This window comes from Prescottella agglutinans, assembly GCF_004011865.1.
GTDB lineage: Bacteria > Actinomycetota > Actinomycetes > Mycobacteriales > Mycobacteriaceae > Prescottella > Prescottella agglutinans.
Map to the genome: position 1 here is coordinate 252,655 of NZ_RKLP01000007.1, position 23,035 is coordinate 275,689.

Below are 23,035 nucleotides of genomic sequence, written 5' to 3' on the forward strand. Positions count from 1 at the left end.
CGAACGAAAGTCACAGTCCGAGCACGGCTTTGGCGATGAGGAAGTACAGGATCAGTCCGGTGGCGTCGACGAACGTCGTGATGAACGGGTTCGAGAACACCGCCGGATCGGCCCGCACCGCGCGGGCGACGAGCGGCATCATGCCGCCGACGGTCGCCGCCATGGTGCACACCGCCAGCAGCGTCAGCCCGATGACCAGGCCGATGTCGTAACCGTAGATCGTGCCGGCCAGGACGTACGCGATCGCGCCGAGGAGCGCACCGAGGAACATGCCCACCCGCAGTTCCCGGAGCATGACCCGCACGACGTCCCGAGATCCGATCTCGCCCAACGCGAGCGCCCGGGTGACGGTCGTGGCCGCCTGGTTGCCCGTGTTGCCGCCCGTGCCGACCAGCAACGGCACGAACAACGCGAGCGTCACGACCCCGTCGAGCGTGGATTCGAACACCTCGAGGACCTGCACCGTCAGGGTGGCCCCGAGGGCGAGCACCAGCAGCCACACCACCCGGGAGCGCACGATGCGGCGCACCGGCGTGGTCAGGTACGGCTGCCGGAGCGGTTCGGTGCCGCTGATGCGGGCCTGGTCCTCGGTGTCGGCCTCCTCGAGCACCCGTAGCGCATCGTCGACGGTGACGATTCCGACGAGTCGGGTCTCCGCGTCGACCACCGGCACCGCCAGATGCTTCACCTGGGCGCAGTAGCGGGCGGCCTCCTCTGCCGCCTGGGTGGCGAGCACCCACTCCGCGGGACGGACGATCTCGGCGATCGTCGATTCCGGCGAGGCCCGCAGCAGGTCTCGGAGGCTGACGACCCCCACCAGGACACGGTGGCTGTCGGTGACCGGCAGCGTGTACACCGTCTCGGCGTCGTCGAGGTGCCGCGTCAGCCGTTCCAACGTCGCGGCCACCGTCAGGTCCGGATGGGTGGTGACCAGTTCGGTGCTCATCCGACGTCCGATCGAACCGGTCGGATAGCCGAGGATCTCGGCGGTGAGTTCCCGCTCACGGTCGGGCAACCCGCGCAGCAACTCGGTCGCGACCGCCGCGGGCAGTTCGTCGAGCAGTTCGACGCGGTCGTCCGGGTCCAGACCCGCGAACAGGGCCGCGACGTCGTCCTCCCGCAGCCCGTCGAGCAGGTCCCGCTGCAGCGTCGGTGGCAGCGCCTCGAACACCACCATCGCGCGGTCCTTCGGCAGGACGCGGTAGAGCACGGCGCGGTGCGTGCGGTCGAGACGTTCGAGAACGTCCACCACCTGCACGGCACTCAGGGGCGCGACGGCCTCGGTGAGCGTGGGCAGATCCGAGGCAGCGACCGCCCGCTCGACAACTCGGATGGGAAAATCGGTGTCGGACGCGTCGATTCGGCTCATCGACTGCACCATAGCCCGCCGCGCGACGTCCCGCCGAGTGTCAGGGCAACGACCACACCACCGTCGTGACGAGCCAGAACACGACCGCCGCGGCGGCGAGGAAGCCGACCGACACCGCCGACCCGATCGCGTCGACGCGACTGCTCGCGGGACCGGCGGGTTCGAGCCAGAACCGCAGTGCGCGGGTGACGACCGGCATCACCACCCAGGTGAGCAGGCTCACCGACGCGATGTTGCCGATCAGCAGGCTCGCCCACAGCGGCGCGCCGGGCCACACGGCGTCGATGACCAGGGTGAGCACGACCACCAGCGGGTAGAGCCCGACGAGCACCGACAGCGCCGTCTTCCACGACGGCACCGGGGTACCCGCTTCCCCACCCGTCGGGAACCAGGACCCGTACGGGTTCGGGATGGGGCGGACGCTGAAGTCCTTGAACGCCTGGCCTTCCGCGAGCAGCGCCGCGCGCTCCGGCGACTCGAGCCAGCGGTCCAGGTGCTCCTGCGAGTCGAACGTGAACAGGATCGTCCACTCGTCCTGGACGCCCGGTATCGGCGCGTGCAGTTCCGTGCCGCGGAACCCGGGAAACCGGGTCTCCGCGTCGTCGATGCGCTGCTGCCACGCGAGGAACTCGGACTCGCGCCCCGGCACCGGCGGGTGAGTCACGACGACTGTGACCGCCTCCGCGCCGCGTTCCTCGAGCAGGATGTGCTGCGTCGGCGGCGCCTCGAACATCGTGCGCGCCCGCTGCACCAGGTCCCGCCGCCGCGCGCTGTCCAGCCAACGACGGAGGTTGTCGAGCGAATCGAACCGGTAGACGACCGACCACGCGCGCGAACCGCGCGCGGGCGGAGTCACGTCCGTTCCCAGGAAGCCGTCGAACGACGCTGCAGCCGAGTCCATCTCGTCCTGCCAGCGTCGGAAGGCGACGTCCATGCCCGGCCGCAGCAGATGCGTGACGATCACGGTCGCCGGCGGTCGCTGTCGGTCCGAGACATCCCGGTCCGCCATGTCAGTACGGGTGTCTGTCCGGCTTCTCGGACCAGGTGGCGTATGCCGCGGCGCCGAGGTCGGGGCGCAGTTGTTCGGTCCTGATGTGCCGGTCGGCCGGCGGCCGCGCGAAATCCGCGTACTGGAAGGCGTCGTCGAAACCGATCCTGCTGGTGGCCGCGAGGTCGCTCGCGAAGTAGACGGCATCGAGTCGGGCCCAGTAGATCGCGCTCATGCACATCGGACACGGCGCGCCGCTGCTGTAGATCTCCAGTCCCGTCAGCATTCGGGCGCGTTCCGGTAGCGCGTCGGGCGAGCCCGCCGGTCGCGGGATCAAGGTGAGCGTCGACTCGTTGCGGTGCTCGTCGGAGATGCTGGGCGCCTCCGCATTCAGCACCTGGACGGCCTTGCGGATCGCTTCGATCTCGCCGTGCGCGGTGATGTCTCCGGTGAGGAGCACGCGGTTCTGGCCCCGTGCGACGATCTCGCCGTCGCGGGCGATGACGGCCCCGAACGGCCCACCCCAATTGTTGGTGACCGACTCGATCGCGAGTCGGCAGGCCTCGTTCATGAGTTCGTCGGGCGTCATGTCCGATTCGCCTCCGGAGCGTCGCGGTACACCTGGCCACAATGTACCCATTCGGTGAGGCTCCCCACACGGACTTGGGCGCAAACGCCGCCGTGAACAGGCCTTTTCCCGCGCCTCGGAGCCGAATCGATACCGCGCTCGCCCTGACACCACCCCGAGCGACGTGTCTACTTGGAGGACGCCGATTGGATCGAGGTGAGCGCAGATGCCGGTGTGGCGATTGCGAGACTTCCAGAACGACGACCTGGATCAGGCCATTCAGATCTGGGACCAGAGCAGGTCGCCCGGGTCCCCCGAACCCGTCTTCACACTCGCCGAGGTGATGGCGGCCGCGCGGGCGGGCCACCCCGCCGTCGTCGCGGTCGTCGGGGACGAACTCGTGGGCATGGCGGTGGCACAGGTCCACGGCGAACGCGCGTGGATCCTGCTCGTCGCGCTCGGCTCGCGGTGGCGCAACCGCGGTATCGGCAGCGACCTGCTCGCCCACCTCGAGCGGCGACTGCGCGCGGCGGGCGCGCACCGGATCTCGGCGGTGCTGCCCGAGGCCGCCACCGGTTCGGCCGCGTTCGAGCACTCCGGCTACCTGCGCCGCGACGGGCTGGTCTACTACGAACTGCTCGAGCCCCTGGGCCCGGACAAGACGCTCCTCGGCGAACTCGGCGGGCGCGTCATGCCGAGCGGCCTGTGGCAGAAGATGTCCGGGATGGAGGCCGTCAAGGACGTCATCGAACTGCGGATCGTCTCGCCCCTGGAACACCCGGACGTCGCGGATCGGTACGGCGTCAAGCCACCGAAGTCCGTCATCCTGTTCGGGCCACCGGGCACCGGCAAGACCAGCTTCGCGAAGGCCATCGCCTCACGGCTCGACTGGCCGTTCGTGGAACTGTTCCCCTCGCGCCTGGCGGCCGCGGCCACCGGCGGGCTCGCGGCCTCCCTCCGCGAGGTGTTCGCCGACCTCGCCGAACTCGACGAGGTGGTGCTGTTCATCGACGAGGTCGAGGAGATCGCCAGTGCCCGAACCGGACTCCCGACCAATCCCGCGCACGGCGTCACGAACGAACTGCTCAAGCTGATCCCCGCGTTCCGGGAATCGGAACGACGCCTGATGGTGTGCGCGACGAACTCGGTGCACTCGCTGGACTCGGCGTTCCTACGCCCCGGCCGGTTCGACTACGTGATCCCCGTCGGCCCGCCCGACGCACCCGCGCGGCGCGCGGTGTGGCGCCGGTATCTCGGCGAGTCGGCCGAGCACGTCGACCTCGACCGACTCGTCGACGCCAGCGAACTGTTCACGCCCGCGGACATCGAATTCGCGTCCCGCAAGGGGTCCCAGGCCGCGTTCGAACGGGAGGTGTCGGAGCGAACGGGACGGCCGGCGACCACGGACGACTACCTGACCGCGATCGCCGACACACGTCCGACGCTCACCTCCGAGATCCTCGCCGAGTTCGAGCAGGACCGGAAACAGTTCACCCGGCTGTGAACCGCGCCCGTCAGCGCAGGTCGATGCCGAGCAGCGCGTCGACCGCGGTCGCGAGAGCGGCCGGCGCCGAGGCGTCCGGTCCGCGGTGGTCGACGGCCCGGCGCGCCCAGCCGTCGATCGCGTCGAGCGCCTTGGGGGTGTCCAGGTCGTCGGCGAGGTGCTGACGCAGGCGGGCGATCGTGTCGTCCGCGGACGGTGCCGACTCGAGCGCGGCGGCCTTGCGCCACAACGCCAGACGCGCCTGCGCGTCGGCGAGCACCTCGTCGGTCCAGGCCCGGTCGGTGCGGTAGTGGCCGGAGAGCAGCCCGAGCCGGATCGCGGCCGGGTCCACGCCCTCGCCACGCAGCTTCGAGACGAACACCAGGTTGCCCCGGCTCTTCGACATCTTCTCGCCGTCCAGCCCGATCATGCCGGTGTGGACGTAGTGGCGCGCGAAACGATCCGTCCCGGTGGCGGATTCGGCGTGCGCGGCCGAGAACTCGTGGTGCGGGAAGATCAGGTCGCTACCGCCGCCCTGGACGTCGAAGCCCGAACCGATGCGGTTGAGCGCGATCGCCGCACACTCGATGTGCCAGCCCGGGCGGCCCGGACCGAACGGCGACGGCCACGACGGCTCACCCGGACGCTGCGCGCGCCACACGAGCGCATCGAGCGGATCCTTCTTGCCCGGGCGGTTCGGGTCGCCGCCGCGCTCGGCGAAGAAGTGGTCCATCGTGGCGCGGTCGTAGCCGGACTCGTAACCGAACTGGCCGGTCGCATCGGCACGGAAGTAGACGTCGGGGTACTCCGGGTCGTCGACGATGTAGGCCGCGCCGGAGGCCACGAACTTCTCCACCAGTTCGACGACCTCGTTCACCGACTCGACCGCACCGATGTAGTCGCGCGGCGGCAGGACCCGCAGCGCCTCCATGTCCTCGCGGAACAGCGCCGTCTCGCGCATGCCGAGGACCACCCAGTCCTCGCCGTCACGCTCGGCCCGCTCGAACAGCGGATCGTCGACGTCGGTCACGTTCTGGACGTAGTGAACGTCGTGGCCGGCGTCCCGCCAGATCCGATTCACCAGGTCGAACGTCAGATAGGTCGCGGCGTGACCGAGGTGCGTCGCGTCGTACGGCGTGATGCCGCACACGTACATCTTCGCCGTCCGGCCGGGAGTGACCGGCCGGACCTGCCGGTCCGCGGTGTCGTAGAGCCGGAGGGCAGGGCCCTGACCAGGCACGGAGGGGACAGCGGTTTCGGACCAAGACTGCATGGCAACGAGCCTAGTGGAGAGCCGATTCCGGGCTGGCGGGCGGCGTCGCACGGCGCGATCCCGCGACCCCTCCGCACGGCACCGTCGAGTCCCGTTGAGCGGGAACCCGCACCAAGGTCGTGTCGCGGGTCACTAGCTTTCGGGGCGTGACGATCCGAGACCACGCCTTCCCGAACCTCCTGGCCCCCGGCAAGATCGGGCCCATCACGCTCGACAACCGGGTCGTGCTCCCCGCAATGGACATGAACCTCTGCGAGGACGGCGAGATTCACCAAGGCGACATCGACCACTTCGCGGCCCGCGCCGAGGGCGGCACCGGAATGATCATCACCGGCTGCTGCGCCGTCGCGTACCCGGCGGGCTGCACCAGCCGCAAGGAGCCGGGTCTGTCCGAGGACCGGTTCATCCCCGGCCTCAAGGCGCTCGCCGACGCGGTCCACGAGGCCGGCAGCAAGCTGTGCGTGCAGATGACGCACCACGGCAAGGTCGCCCGGATCGACACCCTCGACGGCCGCCCGCAGCTGGTGGCGTCCATCCCGAAGCCCCCCGGCGACATGAGCGCGATGGCCGACTGCACCCCCGAGGAACTCGGGAAGATGGCCGCCATCCAGGAGGGCAAGAAGGCCACCTACCGCGAGGCCACCCACGAGGACCTCGAGTGGCTGGTGCGGATGTTCGCCGAGGCGGCGGGCCGGGTGAAGGCCGCCGGTGGCGACGCGGTCGAGATCCACGCCGCCCACAACTACGTGCTCGGCGGCTTCCTGAGCCGCTACTCCAACCAGCGCACCGACGAGTACGGCGGCTCGCTGGAGAACCGGGCGCGGCTGTCGTGCGAGGTGATCCGCGCGGTCAAGGCCGAGGTCGGCGACAGCCTCGCCGTCATCGTGCGTCTGGCCGGTCAGGAGTACGGCGAGTCCGACGGCCTGACCCCCGCCGAGGCCGCCCGCGCCGCCGCCATGTTCGAGGAGGCCGGCGCCGACGCCATCCACGTCACCGGCACCGCACTGAACGCGTTCGCGAACTTCACCGACGGCCCGCTGCCGAACAAGGTCGGCTTCTACACCGACAACGCCGCGGTCGTGAAGCGCGCGGTGTCGATTCCGGTGATCACCGTGGGCCGCATGCTGCCCGAGGTGGGCGAGCAGATGATCGTCGAGGGCCGGACCGACTTCGTCGCGATGGGCCGCCAGTTGCTCGCCGATCCCGGCCTGGTCAACAAGCTGAAGGCCGGCCGCAGCGAGCAGGTTCGCCCCTGCATCAACTGCTACGTGTGCGTCCAGGAGAACTTCTGGGACGACACCCCGCTGTGCGCGGTCAACCCGGCGCTCGGCAACGAGTCGCTGCTGCCGTTCCCCCGCACCACCGCGCGCAAGCACGTCGTCGTGGTCGGTGCCGGACCCGGCGGCATGGAGACCGCCCGAGTCGCGGCCGAGCGCGGCCACCGGGTCACCCTCCTGGACAAGACCGACCGCCTCGGCGGAACGCTGTGGTTCTCCACCCTGACCACCCCCGACAACGAGCGCCTGCTGAACTGGCTCGGCAACGAGGTCCGGCGCCTCGGCGTCGACGTCCGGCTGAAGACCGACGCCACGGCCGCGACGATCAAGGCCCTCGCGCCCGACGCCGTCGTCGTCGCCACCGGCGCGGTGCGTGCGCGTCCTAGCGTGCCTGGCGGCAACCTGCCGCACGTCCACACCGGCGACACGCTGCGCGCGCTGATGACCGGCGCCGGAGACGTCTCGGACCAGTCGCTGTTCCTGTGCGTCGCGGGCAAGCTGGGTGGTCTCGTCGGGATCACCAAGAGCCCCGAGAAGATCCGCACCCTGAGCCGCAAGTTCCTCAAGTTCCTGCCGATGAGCAAGAACGTCGTCGTCATCGGCGGTTCGCTCGTCGGCCTGGAACTCGCGGAGTTCCTGGCCGAGCGGGGCAGCCGGGTGACGCTGATCGAGGAGGGCCAGCAGCTGGGTGTGCCGATGGCGATGCCGCGCCGTTGGACCGCCGTCAAGCACGCCAACGAGCTGGGCGTGAGCATCCACCGCAACGCGACCGTCGAGCGCATCACCGGGAAGACCGTCGAGTTCACCGCCGGAGGCAAGTCGCTGTCCGCGCCGGCGAGCATGGTCGTGGTCGCGTCCGGCGTCTCGGCCGCGGCCCCGCTCGCCGACGAACTCGCCCGCGCCGGCGTCGACGTCCGCGTCGTCGGTGACGCCGGCGAGGTCGACTACATCGAGGGCGCCATGCACTCCGCGTGGAAGGTCGCGACCGCGCTGTAGGACTCGCCGCCGCAAGGCTGATTCGACCCGTGGGTGCGGCCCGGGCCCGGCTGATCCGGGTCCGGGCCGCACCCGTCGTCGCCTCCGGGATCGACTGGAACGCGGTTGTGATCAATACCACATCGTTCTAGAATCGAGCCTGTGACCAGGGCACATCCTCGGCGCTACGACTCCCCGCTGCGTCAGGAGATGGCCGGGCGAACCCGCACCGCCGTGATCGCGGCGGCAACACGGCTGTTCGTCCAGCGCGGATGGTCGGGCACGTCGATGCGGGACGTGGCCGCCGAGGCCGGCTGCGCGATCGAGACGGTGTACAGCAGTGTCGGAAACAAGCGCGCACTGTTGAAGGTCGCTCTCGACGTCGCCGTGGTCGGTGACGACGATCCCGTGCCGCTGCTCGATCGCCCCCAGTTCCGGGCGATCGCGGAGGGTGACCTCGGCGAGCGGGCCGCGGCCACCGGCCGATTCGCCGCCTGGATCTTCCGCCGGACCGCGCACCTGGATCGTGTTCTGGCACAGGCGGCGTCAGGCGACGCCGAACTCGCCGAACTCCTCGTGAAGAACCGCACCGACCACCGCGTTTCCGTGGACGCCCTGGCCGCCGCGTTGGCCCGTCGACCGGTGACACGAGCCCAGGTCGACGGTTTGACCGCCGTGCTGAGCAACGAGGTCTACCTCCTGCTCACCGAGGGGTCCGGCTGGACCGACCGTCAGTACGGAAGCTGGGTGGCCGACACCGTCGTGCGGCTGCTCGACCTCGACTACGAGGAGTGACCACCATGAAGGCGCGAACAGACCCCGAGGGACCGGCCGACACCCGCGTGATGGGCATCGTCCATACCGCGCTCCGGCGTGATCTGGCCCGGGCGAGGGACACGCTCACGCGCTGGCCCGCGCCCTTCGACACACAACGGATCGCGATCTCGGACCACCTCGAGTGGATGATGCGGTTCCTCGACCACCACCACCAATCGGAGGACAACCACCTGTATCCGATCGTCCGCCTGCGCACCCGGCGCGACCGGCAGGCATCCGCACTGCTCGACGCGATGAACGCCGACCATCAGTCGATCGTGCCGGCGATGCGGCACCTGGAGGCGGTCGCCGGCGCATACCGCCGCTCGGCCGATGTCCGGGACGATGTCGTGGCCGCCATCGACACGCTGCACGGGCGACTGCTGCCACACCTCGAACGTGAGGAACGCCAGATGATGCCGATCGTGTCGGCGACGGTCACCGAGGCGGAGTGGCAGCACTGGAGCCACGAGTTCAACATCAAGCCGCTGGGTCCGGTCGAGTTGTTCGACGAGGGGCTGTTCATCGTCGACGACGCCGCACCCGACGACCGTCGGGCCGTCACCGAAATGGTGCCGGCGGTCCCCCGGTGGCTGATGCTGCACGTCATGATCAAGCGCTACCGGCGGGCGGCCTTCCGGAGGTGGCGCTCGGCAGAGTTCTCCCCGCTCCGGTCGCCACTCGGTGGCCGCCACGAGACGACGACCACGGCGTCGCCCCAGGCGGTGTGGAATGTGCTCGCGGACGTGACCCGGGTCCGGGACTGGAGCCACGAGTGCCGCACTGCCCGCTGGCTCGACGGCGCGTCGGCAGCGGCGGTCGGCGTACGGTTCCGGGGCAGCAGCAAGTCCGGGTTCATGCGTTGGAGCCGAGCCTGCACCTTCACCGAGTTCGACCCGCCTCACGAGATGGCGTGGGTGACGCACGGCGGAATCTACGGCGACAACACGGAGTGGCGGTTCGTGCTCGAGCCGACGGACACGGGAACCCGGATCGTCCAGTCCTACCGCATCCTGAGTCTGCCGGTGTGGTTCGACCGGGTGATCTCGCTGGCCCTCCCGGCGCACCACGATCGTGGCACCGCACTGCAGGGTGACCTGGTTCGACTGGCACGCCTGGCCGAACGCGAGGACACGTCGCGGCGGGGGTCGACCCGCGCCTAGAAGGCGGGCCAGGGAATCGGTCGGGTCCCGACGGGGTGCGGCATCACCGGTGACGCGAGAAGCGCCTTCGCGCGGGTCCGCAGCGCATCGATCTCACGATCGGTGACGTGCTCGGCGAGCACGGCCGGAAGGTCGTCGCCACCCAACCGGTCGGCCAGCGACTCGATGTCCGCCAGCAGGTCGTCACCGATCGGCTTTCCCGCCCACCCCCACAGGACCGTGCGCAGCTTGGGTTCCTCGTGCAGGCAGATGCCGTGGTCGACGCCGTACACCGACCCGTCGATCCCCTCGAGCGCGTGACCGCCCTTGCGGTCGGCGTTGTTGAGCAGGATGTCGAGCACCGCCATCCGCCGCAAACGCGGATCGTCGGCGTGGATCAGCGCCACCTCGTCGCCCTGGACGTCGAAGGCGCGCAACACTTCGAGCCATCCCGGCGGCACTTCCTCGGGTGGGCAGATGTCCACCAGATCGAGCTGGCCGCCGGACTCCGGGTGCCGGTCCGGCGTCTCGATCCACAGCTGGACCATGCCCGGGCCGAACGGGCCGTCGCGGAGGATCGTGTGGGGAATGACGCCCCACCCGAGCGCCTCGGAGATCAGGTACGACGCCACCTCGCGACCGGCCAGCGTGCCGTCGGGAAAGTCCCACAGCGGCTGCTCGCCCCGAATCGGCTTGTAGACGCATCGCACCGAGCGACCGTCCGACGACGCGTCGCACACCAACGTCGCGTTGCTCGCGTGCACGATCCGGCCGACCAGCGACAACTCGCCCGCGGCCAGCAGTTCACGCGCCGCGGGATCCAGTGGGTCGACCGGCACCGTCGTCAGAGCTCTTCTCCGAACTCGACCGACGAATCGAATCCAGCGATACGCCGATAACCGTTGGTGCGAATGCACACGTGCCCGTCCGCCCCGAGCGGCTCACCGCACAGAGGACACGGCGCCCGTCCCGCGGCGATCACCCGCTCCGAGCGCAGCGCGAACTCCCGGGCCTGGACCGGGGTGAGGAACACCCGCACCGCGTCCGGCCCCTCCTCGGCATCGTCCAGGACGACCGACTCGTCGAACTCCGTCTCGCTCACCGCGAGCAACTCGACGACGACCGACTCGGCCTCGGCGTCCCATCCGAGCCCCATCGTGCCGACCCGGAACTCCACGTCCAGCGGCGTCACCAGCGGGCTCAGGTCGCCGAGTTCGCCGCCCTCCGGCGGCACCGCGGTGCCGAACCGGCGGTGCACCTCGTCGAGCAGCAGCCCCATGCGGTCGGCGAGCACCTGCACCTGCTGCTTCTCGAGCAGCACGCTCACCACCCGCGCGTCGTGTACAGCCTGGAGATAGAACGACCGGTCACCTGGCTCGCCGACCGTCCCCGCAACGAATCGATCAGGGGTGCGAAAAACGTGTATCGCGCGTGGCATTGCACCTCCTCGAACTATGCGTACCGCTTCATTATCCGCCTACCGATCACGCCCGACCTCACCTCCGGGGACGGGCTGCTGCGTGTCGGCAGACCGGCCCCCGCCGTCCAAGCCGGCGAGATCGGCCCCGGTGTCGTTCATCCGCAGGACGAACGGTCTGGTCGCGGTGTATCGGACCACGCTGATCGACGCGGGCTCCGTCACGATCCGCTGGAACCCGTCGAGGTGACTGCCCACCGCGTCGGCGAGAACGGACTTGATCACGTCGCCGTGACTGCACGCGATCCACACCACGTCCCGGCCGTGCGCGTCGGCGAGCCGACGGTCGTGTTCGCGCACCGCGGCGACCGCGCGAGCCTGCACTTGGGCCAGCCCCTCACCGCCCGGGAAGACGGCCGCGGACGCGTGCTGCTGGACCACCTTCCACAGCGGTTCCTCGACCAGTTCCTTCAGGGCGCGACCGGTCCACTGCCCGTAGTCGACCTCGACCAAACGTTCGTCGACGCGGGGCTCGAGACCGCGGTCGACGGCGAGTGGGGCGACCGTCTGCTCGCAGCGCAGCAACGGCGAGTGCACGATCTCCTCCACCGCCAGCCCGGCCAGGCGGTCCACCAGACCCTTGGCCTGTTCCACACCGACCTCGTCGAGCGCGACGCCCGGCGACCGGCCGGCGAGCGTGCCGGAAGTGTTCGCCGTCGAGCGCCCGTGACGCAACAGGATGACCGTCATGCGCACCAGCCTAGTTCCGACATCGACCGGAAACCGGTCACGTCGCCGAGACCACGCCCGTGGCGAGCAGTGTGAGCACGACGGTGCCGAGGATGATCCGGTATCCGACGAACCAGTACATCGAGTGGTCGACGACGAATCGCAGCAGCCACGCGATCGAGGCGTAGCCGATCGCGAACGCGACGAGCGTCGCGACGAGCAACTGCGCACCCGACGCGTTCAGCCCCTCACCGGCCGGTTCGAACGCATCCGGGAGGCTGAACAGCCCGGACGCGACGACCGCGGGAATGGCCAGCAGGAACGAGTACCGGGCCGCCGCCTCACGGGTCAAGCCGAGGAACAGACCCGCGCTGATCGTGCCGCCCGACCGCGAGACACCCGGGATGAGCGCCAGCGCCTGGGCCGAACCCATCACGATGCCGTCCTTGGCCCGCAACTCCTCGAGGGGGCGCTTCTTGGTGCCGTAGTACTCGGCCGCGGCGATCACCAGTGCGAAGACGATGAGCATCGTCGCGATCAACCAGAGATTCCTTGCGCCGGTGCGGATCTGGTCCTTGAACACGAATCCGAGGACACCGACGGGAATGGTGCCGATGATGACGTACCAGCCCATCCGGTAGTCGAGATCACCGCGATGCTCGGCATGGAACAGCCCGCGGAACCACGCCGCGACGATGCGGCCGATGTCGCGCGCGAAGTACAGCAGAACCGCTGCCTCCGTACCGAGTTGGGTGACGGCGGTGAACGACGCACCGGCGTCGGTACCGAAGAAGACCTCCGAGACGATCCGCAGGTGTCCCGACGAGGAGATGGGGAGGAACTCGGTCAAACCCTGCACCGCACCCAGCACGATCGCCTGGAGCCAGGTCATGGCCTCCCCGATCACGCGCGGAACTCCGGGCCACTCGGTGCGGGGGTGGAACGGCGGATGAGGTTGGGGGCATCCGGAATACACACGTGTGGTCCAAGTTTCACCGGACAGACGGTACCCGGCGTGGCTGTTCTCGGCGCGCCGTGCGCACCACTAGTGTTCTTCGCGGTGGACGCAGTTCACCAACGAAAACATCCGGTGTCGAGACGTGGGCGGTTATGGAATACAGAGCGGTGGGAACGAGCGGGCTGCGGGTGTCGAGGCTCGGTCTGGGCACCCTGCACTGGGGGCGGGACACCGACGGGGACGAGGCCGCCGCACAGCTGTCGGCGTTCGTCGACGCGGGCGGCACGCTCGTCGACACCTCCCCCGCCTACGGCGACGGGAAGGCCCAGCGCATCCTCGCGGAACTGCTCGACGACGTCGTGCCGCGCGACTACCTCATCCTCGGCGGCAGCGCCGGGATCAACTCGGCCGCCCCGTCGGGGCAGCGGGTCGACTGCTCCCGCCGCGGGCTGCTGGCCCAACTCGATTCGACACTGCGCGAACTCGGCACCGACCACCTCGACATGTGGCAGGTCGCGACCTGGGATCCGCTGACCCCCGTCGACGAGATCGCCGCGACCCTCGACTACGCCGTGAGCAGCGGCCGCGTCCGCTACACCGGCGCCCGCGGATACCTGGGGTGGCAGTTGGCGACCGCGGCTGCCAACCAGGGCCCGGGTCGGCTGGTGGCGACGCAGGCCGAGTACTCGCTGCTGGCGCGGGGCGTCGAGGAGGAACTGCTGCCCGCCGCCGCCCATCACGGCATCGGCGTGTTCGCCGCCGTCCCCCTCGCCGGCGGTGTGCTGACCGGCAAGTACCGCGACGGCATCCCGGCCGACTCCCGGGGCGCCGACGACACGCACGCGACCGAGGTCCGCAGCTACCTCACCGAGACGTCGGTGCGCGTGGTCGACGCCGTCCTCACCGCGGCCGACGGACTGGGCACGTCGCCGCTCGCCGTCGCGCTGGCGTGGGCCCGCGATCGGCCCGGTGTCGCGAGTGCCGTGGTCGGCGCGCGCGATCTGGCCCAGCTGACGGGCGTGCTGTCGGCCGAGGACCTGGAACTTCCGCCGGCGATCGCGGCCGCGCTCGACGACGTCAGCGCCTGAGTCGATCGCGCGTCCAACTTTCGGTTGATTTGCGGTGATTAGCAACGACAACGGTGGAGAGGATAGGCTAACCTCGCAGCCATCGTGTTCGACGAAAATCATCGTGGAGGAGATCACATGGACGTGCTCGATCAGGGAACCGACGCCGGGTTCGCCGAGCGCATCAAGGCCGAGACCGACGCCGCGCACCGCGCGACCGAGCAGTCCCGCTTCGTCGGCGATCTCCTCGCCGGCAAGCTCACCAAGGAAGGCTACGCCGCCCTCCTGGCGCAGACGTACCTCGTCTACGAGGCGCTCGAGCGCGCCGGTGAAGCCCACGCCGAGAACGCCCTGGCCGCACCGTTCATCGCCGCGGAACTGATTCGGCTGCCCTCGCTGGCCGCCGACCTCGAGTTCCTCCTCGGCCCGCAGTGGCGCGACGAAGTGGTCGCCACGCCGGCCACCGCCCGGTACGTCGCGCGCCTCGAGGAGGTCGCGTTCGACTCGCCGGCCGACTTCGTCGCGCACCACTACCTGCGCTACATGGGCGACCTCTCGGGTGGCCAGATCATCCGTCGCATGCTCGAGCGCGCGTACGGCTACGAGGTGGACGGACTGCGGTTCTACATCTTCGACGAGATCGCCAAGCCGAAGGTTTTCAAGGACGAGTACCGGGCCAAGCTGGACCAGGCCCCGCTCGACGCCGAGGAGCAGGCGCGGTTCATCGCCGAGGTGAACCTGGCCTACGGACTCAACGGTGGACTGTTCGCCGACCTCGAAGCCGACATCGATCGTTACCTTGTGAAATGAAATCCTTCTCTCGACTCGTCGCCGCCGGGACTGCGGTCCTGGCGGCGCTGTCGCTCGCGGCGTGCACTTCGGTGACGACGGGCGACACCGAACAGCGCGGTCAGACCACCGCCGTCGTCGCGGACCCCGATCCGCGTCCGGTCACGAACAATCCGACGCCCCAGTTGCCGATCACGGTGCGCAGCTTCGACGGCGCCGACGTGACGGTCACGGACGTCAGCCGCATCGTGACCGCGGACCGCTACGGGACGCTCACCCAGACGGTGTTCGCGCTCGGTCTCGGCGACAACATCGTCGGCCGGGACACCGCGTCGTCGTTCCCCGCCGCGAAGGACATCCCGAACATCACGCCGGGCGGCCAGGCGCTGAGCGCCGAGGCGATCCTCAACCTCGCCCCCACCGTGGTGCTCACCGACACCAGCATCGGCCCCAAGTCGGTGCAGGACCAGTTGCGCGCCGCCGGGATCCCTGTCGTGTACTTCGATCCCGAACGCACCCTCGAGGGTCTGCCCGGCCAGCTCACCGCGGTAGCGCAGGCGCTCGGTGTGCCCGCCGAGGGCGAGCAACTCGTTGCGCGCACCGAGAAGGAGATCGCCGACGCGAAGGCGTCCGTCCCGCAGGACGGCGACAAGCTGAAGATCGCGTTCCTCTACATGCGCGGGCCGTCGATCACGATGCTCGCCGGACCCGGATCGGGGGCGGATTCGCTGATCGAGGCCCTCGGGGCGACCGACGCCGGCACCGCGTCCGGCCTCACCAGCGAGTTCGTGCCGATCACCAGCGAGGCCATGATCGCCGCGGCGCCGGACGTCCTACTGATGATGACCAACGGTCTGCAGTCCATCGGCGGCGTCGACGGCCTCCGGAAGGTGCCGGGCATCGCGCAGACTCCGGCCGGACAGAACAGGCGCGTCGTCGACATGTCCGACAGCACGCTGCTGAGCTTCGGCCCGAACACCGGTGAGGTCCTCGCTGCCCTGGCCGACGCGATCTACCACCCCGGCGCGGAATGAGCACAGTCGTCACGTCCCGCCCGCGGGTGCGCGCCGGGACCGTCATCATCGGCCTGGCCGTCCTGCTGGCCGTCCTCGCCCTGGCCTCCGCGTGCATCGGGCAGGTTCCGACCAGTCCGGCGGAGGTGCTCGGCAGCGTCCTGCACCGCATCGGACTCGACATCGGACCGATGCCGTCGCACCCGAGCGGCGAGGTGACGCTGTGGCAGGTGCGCTTCCCCCGGGTCGTCCTCGCGATCCTGGTGGGTGCGGCGCTCGGCTGCGCGGGCGCGCTGCTCCAGGGCGTGTTCTCCAACCCGCTCGCCGAGCCCGGCGTGATCGGCGTGTCCGCCGGCGCCGCGGTGGGTGCCAGTGCGGCCATCGTCGTCGGTGGCGCGTTCACCGCCGGGCCGGCGGTGGCGGGCGCAGCGTTCGTCGCCGGGCTGATCACGACCACCATGGTCTACCTCCTCGCGCGCTCGGAAGGGCGCACCGAGGTGGTCACGTTGGTGCTGACCGGCGTCGCGATCAACGCGTTCGCGGGCGGTCTGATCGCGTTCTTCACGTTCGTCGCGAGCCCCGCGGCCCGCGACCAGATCGTGTTCTGGCAGTTGGGCAGCCTCAACGGCGCCACCTGGAACGCCGTGGCGATCGTCGCGCCGATGGCGATCGCGGGCATCGCCGCGTCGATGCTGATCGCACCGAAGCTGGACCTGCTGGCGCTCGGCGAGAGCGCCGCCCGGCATCTCGGTGTGGACGTCGAGAAGCTGCGCCTGATCGCGATCGTCATCGTCGCCGTCCTGGTGTCGTCGAGCGTCGCGTTCACCGGCATCATCCTGTTCGTGGGTCTCGTCGTCCCGCATGTGATGCGGATGCTCGTCGGCCCCGGCCACCGCCTGCTGCTGCCGGCCAGTGTCCTCGGTGGCGCGGTCGTGCTGCTGGCGGCCGACCTCGGTGCCCGCACCCTGGTGCCCAACGCCGATCTTCCCCTGGGCATGCTCACCTCGCTCGTCGGCGGGCCGTTCTTCTTCTGGCTGCTGCGCCGCACACGCTCGAGTCAGGGAGGGTGGGCGTGATGGCGTCACTGCTCGACCGCTCGCGGAGCCTGTTCGGCCGCGCCGACGACGTGCCCGCCCGCACCGACAGCGGTGTGGTGACCATGCGCGCCAACGACATCAGCGTCGAACGCGGCGGCCGGACGGTGCTCGATCACGTCAGCCTCATGGTCCACTCGGGCGAGGTGCTCGCGCTCGTGGGCCCCAACGGTGCCGGCAAGTCGACGCTGCTGGCGGCCCTGTCGGGTGATCAGCCGGTCGCCTCGGGCGTCGTCGAACTCGACGGGAAGCCGCTGTCGGACTGGTCCCACAGCGAGATGTCGCGCCGGCGCGCGGTGCTGCCCCAGCAGCACACCGTCGGGTTCTCGTTCACCGCCCGGCAGGTCGTCCGGATGGGCCGGGCGCCGTGGCAGCGGACCCCGCGGTCCGCCGACGACGACAAGCTGATCGACCACTGCCTGGACGTCTGTGACGTCCGGCATCTCGCCGACCGCCCGTTCAGTGTCCTCTCGGGCGGCGAGCGTGCACGTGTGGCGCTCGCCCGCGTGCTCGCCCAGTCCACCGAGACGGTGCTGCTGGACGAGCCGACCGCGGCTCTCGACCTGGGCCACCAGGAAGCCGTGATGCGGATCGCCCGCAACCGGGCGGCTGACGGTGCCGCGGTGGTCGTCGTGCTGCACGATCTGGGGCTGGCCGCCGCGTACGCGGACCGGATCTGCATCCTCGAGAACGGCCGCGCCGCCGCCGACGGGCCGCCCGCCGAGGTACTCACGGAGGAGTTGCTGAGCCGCGTGTACGGGCATCCGGTCGAGGTGTTCGCGCACCCGCGGTCGGGCGCCACCCTCGTCCAGCCGCGGCGGGACGACCCGGCCGACACCGGACGATGAGTGTCGCGCGCCTCACGTGCGGGGTGACTCGGATTCCGGCCGGTCCGGTCGATCATGGATGCTAGAGGGCGAGCAGCACACCGGCACCACCCGAGGAGCACATCCATGCGAGTACCCGCACCGCGCATCACCGCCACCGCGATCGGGGCCGCGCTGCTGTTACTCGCCGGGTGCTCGTCGGAGAAGAACGGCGACAACCTCCAGACCATCGAGCCCGCCACGGCGGCGGTGTCCCCCGCCGGCGCCACGCCGGCGGGCACGGTCCAGAGCCTCGGCCGCTCGATCGACGCACTCGCGTTCGACCCGGTCTCGAAGACCACCGCGATCCTCACCGACGGCGGCACCCACCTGCTGCTGCAGGCGGAGGGCGGCACGGAACCGCGCGACGTCACGCTCGACGGCCGCGCCGCGCAGATCGGCGTGGCCTCCGAGGGGCGCGTCCTGCTCCCGATGGACGGCCGCGTGCAGATCGTCGACGCGGCCTCGGGCGAGAAGTCGTCGGTCACCGTCGACGGCGACGCCCGCTCCGCCCTGTTCCTGCCCGACGGCAGGCTCGCGGTGGGGCTGGCGAGCGGCAAGATCCTGGTCGTCGGCGCCGACGGCGCGGTGTCCGAGACGATCTCCGGTCTGGCGTCGGTGGACGCGCTGGCCCTGACGAAGGGCGACCTGAGCGCACTCGATCGCCGGCAGACCTCGCTCACGCAGATCGACCTCGACGACTCGTCGCTGGCGATGGCGCTGCGGGCGGGTGAGGGCGCGACGCAACTCATCACCGACGAGTACGGCCGGATCCTCGTCACCGACACGACCGGCGACGAACTGCTGGTCTTCACCACCGATCCGCTGATCATGCGGCAGCGCTACCCGATCGCGGGCGCCCCGTACGGCGTCGCCTACGACGATCGCACCGACCTGGTGTGGGTGACGGCCACCGAGAAGAACACCGTGATCGGCTACGACATCTCCACCGGCATCCCCGTCGAGACGGCCCGCTACGACACCGTCCGCCAGCCCAACTCCGTCACCGTCGACACCGCCGGCGGCGCCCTCCTGGTCGGGTCCGCGACCGGGGACGGCCTGCAGCGGATCCCGCTGGCCGCGGGGTGAGCCGCCGTGTCACGTCGTCGTCGTGGACTACCCCGCGGGTGGGAGACGGACTCCGAGGAGTTCGAGTACCTGCCGCTGAGTCTGCCCCGTGACGTGACCCGCGTCAGCGCGTCGATGCGACTGGCCCTGCAAGCCGAGTTCGGTGGCTGGGAGCTTTCGCGCGTGCGTCTCTACACCGACGGCAGCCGTCGGATCCTGCTCCGCCGCCGCAAGACCACCCATCACGTTCCCGCACCTGGAATCTAGGGAGATTCGTGTACTACCTGCTACTGCGTCTGATGTTCCGGGTGCCCCCGGAGCGCATCCACCACCTGGCGTTCGCCGCGATGCGACTGGTCACCCGGTTCGCGCCGATCCGCGCGCTCGTCGCGAAGACGCTCGTGGTCGACGACCCGGTGCTGCGTACCCGCGCGTTCGGGGTGGACTTCCCGGCGCCGGTCGGCCTGGCCGCCGGATTCGACAAGGACGCCACCGGCGTGGACACGTGGGGTCCGCTGGGCTTCGGATTCGCCGAGGTCGGCACCGTGACCGCGCAGGCGCAACCCGGCAACCCCGCGCCGCGCCTGTTCCGGCTCCCCGACGACCGCGCGCTGATCAACCGGATGGGCTTCAACAACCACGGCGCCGGGAACGCGGCGAACTACCTGCGGCACCGGCGCGGTGACGTGCCGATCGGCGCCAACATCGGCAAGACCAAGATCGTCCCCGCGGAGGAGGCGCCCGCGGACTACACCGCGAGCGCACGCCTGCTCGGGCCGCTGGCCGACTTCCTCGTCGTCAACGTCAGCTCCCCGAACACCCCCGGTCTGCGCGACCTGCAGGCCGTCGAGTCGCTGCGGCCACTGCTGCAGGCCGTGCTGGAGACCGTCACGGACACCCCGGTCCTGGTGAAGATCGCGCCGGACCTGTCGGACGAGGACGTCGACGCCGTCGCCGATCTCGCGCTCGAACTGGGCCTGGCCGGCATCGTCGCCACCAACACGACGATCGGCCGCACCGGCCTGCACACCCCGCAGTCCCGCATCGACGAGATCGGCGCCGGCGGCCTGTCCGGCGCGCCGGTCGCTGCCCGCTCGCTCGAGGTGCTGCGGCGCCTGCACGCGCGCGTCGGCGACAAGCTGGTGCTGATCTCGGTGGGCGGCATCGAGACCGTCGACCAGGCCTGGGAGCGCATCCTCGCGGGCGCGACCCTGGTGCAGGGCTACACCGGGTTCATCTACGGCGGCCCGTTCTACGCCAAGAAGCTGCACAAGGGCCTGGCCCGCAAGGTCCGCGAGGCCGGTTTCCGGTCGATCGCCGACGCCGTCGGCGCGGGCGCGCGGACGTAGAGCAGCACCGACGACGAGGGCCCGCCACGATTCGTGGCGGGCCCTCGTCGTGTCTGCGCCCTGCCTCTCCTCGAACGGAGATTTCCGGATCATCCGGACACCGCACCCTCACATCGATAGCGTGCGAGCAATGAGGATCCGGGTGGCAACCACGTCCATCGCCGTCGCTATCGCATTGGCCGGCTGCGCGAGCGACGACACTGGCGCCGACCGGACTGCCCCGACCTTGGACGCGACGGCGCCGAGTGAACAGTCACAAATCTATTCGGCGGCGCTCCAGCAACTCCTTCGCGTCGACAACCCGCATGCCGGGGCGCCGGCGCCGCCCCCGTCGGTCCACATCGTCGACAGTCCCGCGTCACGCAGTTCGGAACTGTTCATCGCCGCCGACGGACCGCAGCTGGACTCCGAGGTCAAGAAGGAGATCGCCGCGCAGTCCGAGCCGATCACCACGGTCGAATTCATCACGGCCCCGGAGCAGCAACGCATCATCGAACGAGGCGGGGCGGTCGAGGGCGACCCCGGCGGTGTCATCGTCGGACTCGCCGCACCTGCGTATCAGGACGACGGAACGGTCCAGGTCGGTGCCGGACTGTGGTGTGGCTTCGACTGCGGTATCGGGCTCACCTACGTTCTCGACGACGTCGACGGGCAGTGGACGGTGACGGGGACGACCGGGCCTGTCACCATTGCATGACAGTTGTCGACCCGCCGCCGCGGGCTGTTGCTGCGACCGCCACTCGGGCGATGGCGCAGCAACAGCCCGCAGCGTCGGATCCCGACCTTCCGGCGGCCTACTTCTGCTCGTAGGTGCCGGTGATCACGGCACGCGCGATGGCGTGCGAGAACAGGTTGAAGCCGAGGAACGCGGGCTTCGAGTCCGGCGTGATGTCGAGGTGGTCGACGTCGACCGCGTGTACCGCGAACATGTAGCGGTGCGGACCGTGCCCCTTCGGCGGGCAGGCGCCCAGGTACCGGGCGAGGTCGCCGTCGTTCTCGAGGGTGACGGCACCGGCGGGCAGACCGGAACCGTTCTCGTCGCCCGCGTCCGCCGCCAGCGAGGTGGTGCTGACGGGGATGTTGGCGACCGCCCAGTGCCAGAAGCCCGACGCCGTCGGCGCGTCCGGGTCGAACATCGTGACGGCGAAGCTCTTCGTCTCGGGCGGGAAGCCGGACCACGACAGCTGCGGCGAGACGTCGCGTCCCCCGGCGCCGAAGATCCCGCTGACCTGATCGTTCTTCAGCGGCGCACCGTCGGTGACGTCGTCGGACGTCAGTGTGAAGGACGGCAGGTCGGGCAGTCCGTCGTACGGGTTGTGAGCCATGAGATCTCCCTCTTTCGCGATCAGCTGTGTAGCAGGAAGTGTTCCATCACGCGGGTCCCGAAGCGCAACGCGTCGACGGGTACCCGTTCGTCGACGCCGTGGAACAGCGCCGCGAAGTCGAGATCCGGCGGCAGCCGCAGCGGGGCGAACCCGAAGCAGCGAATCCCCAACCGCGCGAATGCCTTTGCGTCGGTTCCCGCCGAGAGCATGTAGGGCACGGTGCGCCCGTTCGGGTCGTGCGCGAGGATCGCGTCGTTCATCGCATCCACGAGGTCACCGTCGAACGTCGTCTCGTACGAGTCGAGCTTGGTGATCCACTCGCGGGTCACGTGCGGCCCGATGAGTTCGTCCACCTCCCGCTCGAACGCGGCCTGCCGCCCGGGCAGCACCCGGCAGTCGAAGACGGCCTCGGCGGTCTGCGGGATGACGTTGGCCTTGTAGCCGGCCTTGAGCATCGTCGGGTTCGCGGTGTCGCGGAGGGTGGCGCCGATGATGCGGGCGATGCTGCCCAGCTTCGCGAGCGTGCCGTCGATGTCCGGGGAGTTCGGGTCGAACTCGACCCCGGTCTCCTCCGCCAGGACGGTGAGGAACTCGGCGACCGAGTCCGACATCACGAGCGGGAACGTGTGGTTGCCGAGCCGGGACACCGCGTCGGCGAGGATCGTCACCGCGTTGTCCTCGTGCAGGAACGACCCGTGCCCCGCGGTGGCCTTCGCGGTCAGCCGCATCCACCCGAGGCCCTTCTCGGCCGTCTCGACGAGATACAGGCGCTTCTCCGTGCCGTCCGCGCGCGGGACGGTCAGCGAGAAGCCGCCGACCTCGCCGACCGCCTCGGTGACACCCTCGAACAGGTCGGGCCGGTGGTCGACGAGCCACTGGCAGCCCCACTTGCCGCCGGCCTCCTCGTCCGCGACGAACGCGAACAGGATGTCGCGCGGGGGCACCGTGCCCTCGGCCTTGAACTGGCGGGCGAGCGCCAGCATCATCCCGCACATGTCCTTCATGTCGACCGCGCCGCGCCCCCACACGTAGCCGTCCTCGACGGCTCCCGAGAACGGGTGCACGCTCCAGTCGGCCGGTTCGGCCGGGACGACGTCGAGGTGGCCGTGCATCATCAGCGTCCCCCGCGCGGGGTCCGCACCCCGCAGGCGCGCGAACACGTTGCCGCGGCCCGGTGCGCCGGATTCGACGTACTCGGTCTCGTAGCCGACCTCCTCGAGCCTCGCCTGCACCCAGAGGGCGCACTCCCGCTCCCCCTTGGTCGTCTCGAGTTCACCGGTGTTCGACGTGTCGAACCGGATCAGCGAACTGACGAGGTCGACGACCTCGGATTCGGCGCGACTCGGGGACCGTTCCGACGACCGATCCGACGTCACTGCTTCTTCATTTGCTCCCACTCCCCTTTCCTACCACCGCCAGACTCACCGCACGCGATGCGACAAGCACGCAGATATGCCGCAAAAACACCC

General features: G+C 70.0%; 23 protein-coding genes. 13 read left to right on the forward strand and 10 right to left on the reverse strand.

The window, feature by feature from the left end:
- Positions 1–10 precede the first annotated feature (10 nt).
- Genes mgtE through EGT67_RS15040 form a run of 3 tightly spaced genes read right to left on the reverse strand, consistent with a single transcriptional unit; the run spans position 11 to position 2,946 of the window.
- Entirely contained in the window at positions 11–1,369 is a 1,359-nt protein-coding gene (gene mgtE / locus EGT67_RS15030; RefSeq protein ID WP_127916885.1) for a magnesium transporter, read from the reverse strand.
- 40 nt (positions 1,370–1,409) lie between these two features.
- Entirely contained in the window at positions 1,410–2,378 is a 969-nt protein-coding gene (locus EGT67_RS15035) for an antibiotic biosynthesis monooxygenase (RefSeq protein WP_127916886.1), read from the reverse strand.
- A gap of 1 nt (position 2,379) precedes the next feature.
- Complete coding sequence (locus tag EGT67_RS15040; protein ID WP_127916887.1) at positions 2,380–2,946, reverse strand: nucleoside deaminase; 567 nt, start codon at positions 2,944–2,946, stop codon at positions 2,380–2,382.
- 205 nt (positions 2,947–3,151) lie between these two features.
- Between EGT67_RS15040 and EGT67_RS15045 the strand changes: the two genes are divergently transcribed.
- Positions 3,152–4,429 (forward strand): ATP-binding protein, encoded by a 1,278-nt coding sequence (locus EGT67_RS15045; RefSeq protein ID WP_127916888.1) that lies wholly within the window; start codon positions 3,152–3,154, stop codon positions 4,427–4,429.
- 10 nt (positions 4,430–4,439) lie between these two features.
- On the opposite strand, the gene mshC is transcribed toward EGT67_RS15045, so the two are convergent.
- Positions 4,440–5,681 (reverse strand): cysteine--1-D-myo-inosityl 2-amino-2-deoxy-alpha-D-glucopyranoside ligase, encoded by a 1,242-nt coding sequence (gene mshC / locus EGT67_RS15050; RefSeq protein WP_127916889.1) that lies wholly within the window; start codon positions 5,679–5,681, stop codon positions 4,440–4,442.
- 146 nt (positions 5,682–5,827) lie between these two features.
- On the opposite strand from mshC, the gene EGT67_RS15055 reads away from it, so the two are divergent.
- The 3 genes from EGT67_RS15055 to EGT67_RS15065 all read left to right on the forward strand — a co-directional run bounded on the left by EGT67_RS15055 (position 5,828) and on the right by EGT67_RS15065 (position 9,912).
- Positions 5,828–7,954, forward strand: coding sequence for an oxidoreductase (locus tag EGT67_RS15055; RefSeq protein ID WP_127916890.1), 2,127 nt, complete (start codon positions 5,828–5,830; stop codon positions 7,952–7,954).
- Positions 7,955–8,095: 141 nt separating this feature from the next.
- Positions 8,096–8,728 (forward strand): TetR/AcrR family transcriptional regulator, encoded by a 633-nt coding sequence (locus tag EGT67_RS15060; protein WP_127916891.1) that lies wholly within the window; start codon positions 8,096–8,098, stop codon positions 8,726–8,728.
- 5 nt (positions 8,729–8,733) lie between these two features.
- Positions 8,734–9,912 carry a hemerythrin domain-containing protein gene (locus tag EGT67_RS15065; protein ID WP_127916892.1) on the forward strand — a complete coding sequence of 393 codons (1,179 nt, stop codon included), beginning with the start codon at positions 8,734–8,736 and terminating at the stop codon, positions 9,910–9,912.
- Here EGT67_RS15065 and EGT67_RS15070 read toward each other — a convergent pair.
- From EGT67_RS15070 to EGT67_RS15085, 4 genes are read right to left on the reverse strand one after another with little or no spacing between them, the layout of a single operon-like run.
- Positions 9,909–10,730 (reverse strand): SCO1664 family protein, encoded by an 822-nt coding sequence (locus tag EGT67_RS15070; RefSeq protein ID WP_127916893.1) that lies wholly within the window; start codon positions 10,728–10,730, stop codon positions 9,909–9,911. The genes EGT67_RS15065 and EGT67_RS15070 overlap by 4 nt on opposite strands.
- Before the next feature lie 5 nt (positions 10,731–10,735).
- Positions 10,736–11,329, reverse strand: a complete 594-nt coding sequence (locus tag EGT67_RS15075) for a DUF3090 domain-containing protein (protein WP_127916894.1) — start codon at positions 11,327–11,329, stop codon at positions 10,736–10,738.
- A gap of 39 nt (positions 11,330–11,368) precedes the next feature.
- Entirely contained in the window at positions 11,369–12,058 is a 690-nt protein-coding gene (locus tag EGT67_RS15080) for a histidine phosphatase family protein (RefSeq protein ID WP_127916895.1), read from the reverse strand.
- 37 nt (positions 12,059–12,095) lie between these two features.
- On the reverse strand, positions 12,096–12,941 hold the full coding sequence (locus tag EGT67_RS15085) for an undecaprenyl-diphosphate phosphatase (RefSeq protein ID WP_206612406.1): 846 nt from the start codon (positions 12,939–12,941) through the stop codon (positions 12,096–12,098).
- 206 nt (positions 12,942–13,147) lie between these two features.
- On the opposite strand from EGT67_RS15085, the gene EGT67_RS15090 reads away from it, so the two are divergent.
- The 9 genes from EGT67_RS15090 (at position 13,148) to EGT67_RS15130 (ending at position 20,938) form a co-directional block, all read left to right on the forward strand.
- The gene (locus EGT67_RS15090; RefSeq protein ID WP_127916897.1) at positions 13,148–14,083 is read left to right on the forward strand and encodes an aldo/keto reductase; all 936 of its coding nucleotides are present in this window, start codon (positions 13,148–13,150) and stop codon (positions 14,081–14,083) included.
- A 117-nt stretch (positions 14,084–14,200) separates the two neighbouring features.
- Positions 14,201–14,872, forward strand: coding sequence for a biliverdin-producing heme oxygenase (locus EGT67_RS15095; protein ID WP_127916898.1), 672 nt, complete (start codon positions 14,201–14,203; stop codon positions 14,870–14,872).
- Positions 14,869–15,885, forward strand: coding sequence for a heme/hemin ABC transporter substrate-binding protein (locus EGT67_RS15100; protein WP_127916899.1), 1,017 nt, complete (start codon positions 14,869–14,871; stop codon positions 15,883–15,885). Before EGT67_RS15095 ends, EGT67_RS15100 begins: the two co-directional genes overlap by 4 nt.
- On the forward strand, positions 15,882–16,940 hold the full coding sequence (locus EGT67_RS15105; protein WP_127916900.1) for a FecCD family ABC transporter permease: 1,059 nt from the start codon (positions 15,882–15,884) through the stop codon (positions 16,938–16,940). The genes EGT67_RS15100 and EGT67_RS15105 overlap by 4 nt, the downstream gene beginning before the upstream one ends.
- Positions 16,940–17,806: a heme ABC transporter ATP-binding protein gene (locus EGT67_RS15110; RefSeq protein ID WP_127916996.1), complete on the forward strand. Its 867-nt coding sequence runs from the start codon at positions 16,940–16,942 to the stop codon at positions 17,804–17,806. The genes EGT67_RS15105 and EGT67_RS15110 overlap by 1 nt, the downstream gene beginning before the upstream one ends.
- A 105-nt stretch (positions 17,807–17,911) precedes the next feature.
- Entirely contained in the window at positions 17,912–18,913 is a 1,002-nt protein-coding gene (locus EGT67_RS15115; RefSeq protein WP_127916901.1) for a YncE family protein, read from the forward strand.
- Positions 18,914–18,919: 6 nt separating this feature from the next.
- Positions 18,920–19,159, forward strand: a complete 240-nt coding sequence (locus tag EGT67_RS15120) for a DUF5703 family protein (protein WP_127916902.1) — start codon at positions 18,920–18,922, stop codon at positions 19,157–19,159.
- Between the two features lie 8 nt (positions 19,160–19,167).
- Positions 19,168–20,241 (forward strand): quinone-dependent dihydroorotate dehydrogenase, encoded by a 1,074-nt coding sequence (locus EGT67_RS15125; protein WP_127916903.1) that lies wholly within the window; start codon positions 19,168–19,170, stop codon positions 20,239–20,241.
- A 130-nt stretch (positions 20,242–20,371) separates the two neighbouring features.
- A complete protein-coding gene (locus tag EGT67_RS15130; protein WP_127916904.1) occupies positions 20,372–20,938 on the forward strand; it encodes a hypothetical protein in 567 nt (188 codons plus the stop codon).
- 97 nt (positions 20,939–21,035) lie between these two features.
- Here EGT67_RS15130 and EGT67_RS15135 read toward each other — a convergent pair whose 3' ends face one another.
- Both EGT67_RS15135 and EGT67_RS15140 read right to left on the reverse strand, forming a co-directional pair.
- Entirely contained in the window at positions 21,036–21,566 is a 531-nt protein-coding gene (locus tag EGT67_RS15135; RefSeq protein ID WP_127916905.1) for a YbhB/YbcL family Raf kinase inhibitor-like protein, read from the reverse strand.
- A gap of 20 nt (positions 21,567–21,586) precedes the next feature.
- Positions 21,587–22,942: a M20/M25/M40 family metallo-hydrolase gene (locus tag EGT67_RS15140; RefSeq protein WP_127916997.1), complete on the reverse strand. Its 1,356-nt coding sequence runs from the start codon at positions 22,940–22,942 to the stop codon at positions 21,587–21,589.
- Between the last annotated feature and the right edge of the window lie 93 nt (positions 22,943–23,035).

Bases quoted from the DNA above. Each gene is read 5' to 3' on its own strand.
- mgtE (WP_127916885.1), bottom strand. From the start codon at position 1,369: ATGAGCCGAATCGACGCGTCCGACACCGATTTTCCCATCCGAGTTGTC.
- EGT67_RS15035 (WP_127916886.1), bottom strand. From the start codon at position 2,378: ATGGCGGACCGGGATGTCTCGGACCGACAGCGACCGCCGGCGACCGTG.
- EGT67_RS15040 (WP_127916887.1), bottom strand. From the start codon at position 2,946: ATGACGCCCGACGAACTCATGAACGAGGCCTGCCGACTCGCGATCGAG.
- EGT67_RS15045 (WP_127916888.1), top strand. From the start codon at position 3,152: ATGCCGGTGTGGCGATTGCGAGACTTCCAGAACGACGACCTGGATCAG.
- mshC (WP_127916889.1), bottom strand. From the start codon at position 5,681: ATGCAGTCTTGGTCCGAAACCGCTGTCCCCTCCGTGCCTGGTCAGGGC.
- EGT67_RS15065 (WP_127916892.1), top strand. From the start codon at position 8,734: ATGAAGGCGCGAACAGACCCCGAGGGACCGGCCGACACCCGCGTGATG.
- EGT67_RS15075 (WP_127916894.1), bottom strand. From the start codon at position 11,329: ATGCCACGCGCGATACACGTTTTTCGCACCCCTGATCGATTCGTTGCG.
- EGT67_RS15080 (WP_127916895.1), bottom strand. From the start codon at position 12,058: ATGACGGTCATCCTGTTGCGTCACGGGCGCTCGACGGCGAACACTTCC.
- EGT67_RS15090 (WP_127916897.1), top strand. From the start codon at position 13,148: ATGGAATACAGAGCGGTGGGAACGAGCGGGCTGCGGGTGTCGAGGCTC.
- EGT67_RS15095 (WP_127916898.1), top strand. From the start codon at position 14,201: ATGGACGTGCTCGATCAGGGAACCGACGCCGGGTTCGCCGAGCGCATC.
- EGT67_RS15100 (WP_127916899.1), top strand. From the start codon at position 14,869: ATGAAATCCTTCTCTCGACTCGTCGCCGCCGGGACTGCGGTCCTGGCG.
- EGT67_RS15105 (WP_127916900.1), top strand. From the start codon at position 15,882: ATGAGCACAGTCGTCACGTCCCGCCCGCGGGTGCGCGCCGGGACCGTC.
- EGT67_RS15110 (WP_127916996.1), top strand. From the start codon at position 16,940: ATGGCGTCACTGCTCGACCGCTCGCGGAGCCTGTTCGGCCGCGCCGAC.
- EGT67_RS15115 (WP_127916901.1), top strand. From the start codon at position 17,912: ATGCGAGTACCCGCACCGCGCATCACCGCCACCGCGATCGGGGCCGCG.
- EGT67_RS15130 (WP_127916904.1), top strand. From the start codon at position 20,372: ATGAGGATCCGGGTGGCAACCACGTCCATCGCCGTCGCTATCGCATTG.
- EGT67_RS15135 (WP_127916905.1), bottom strand. From the start codon at position 21,566: ATGGCTCACAACCCGTACGACGGACTGCCCGACCTGCCGTCCTTCACA.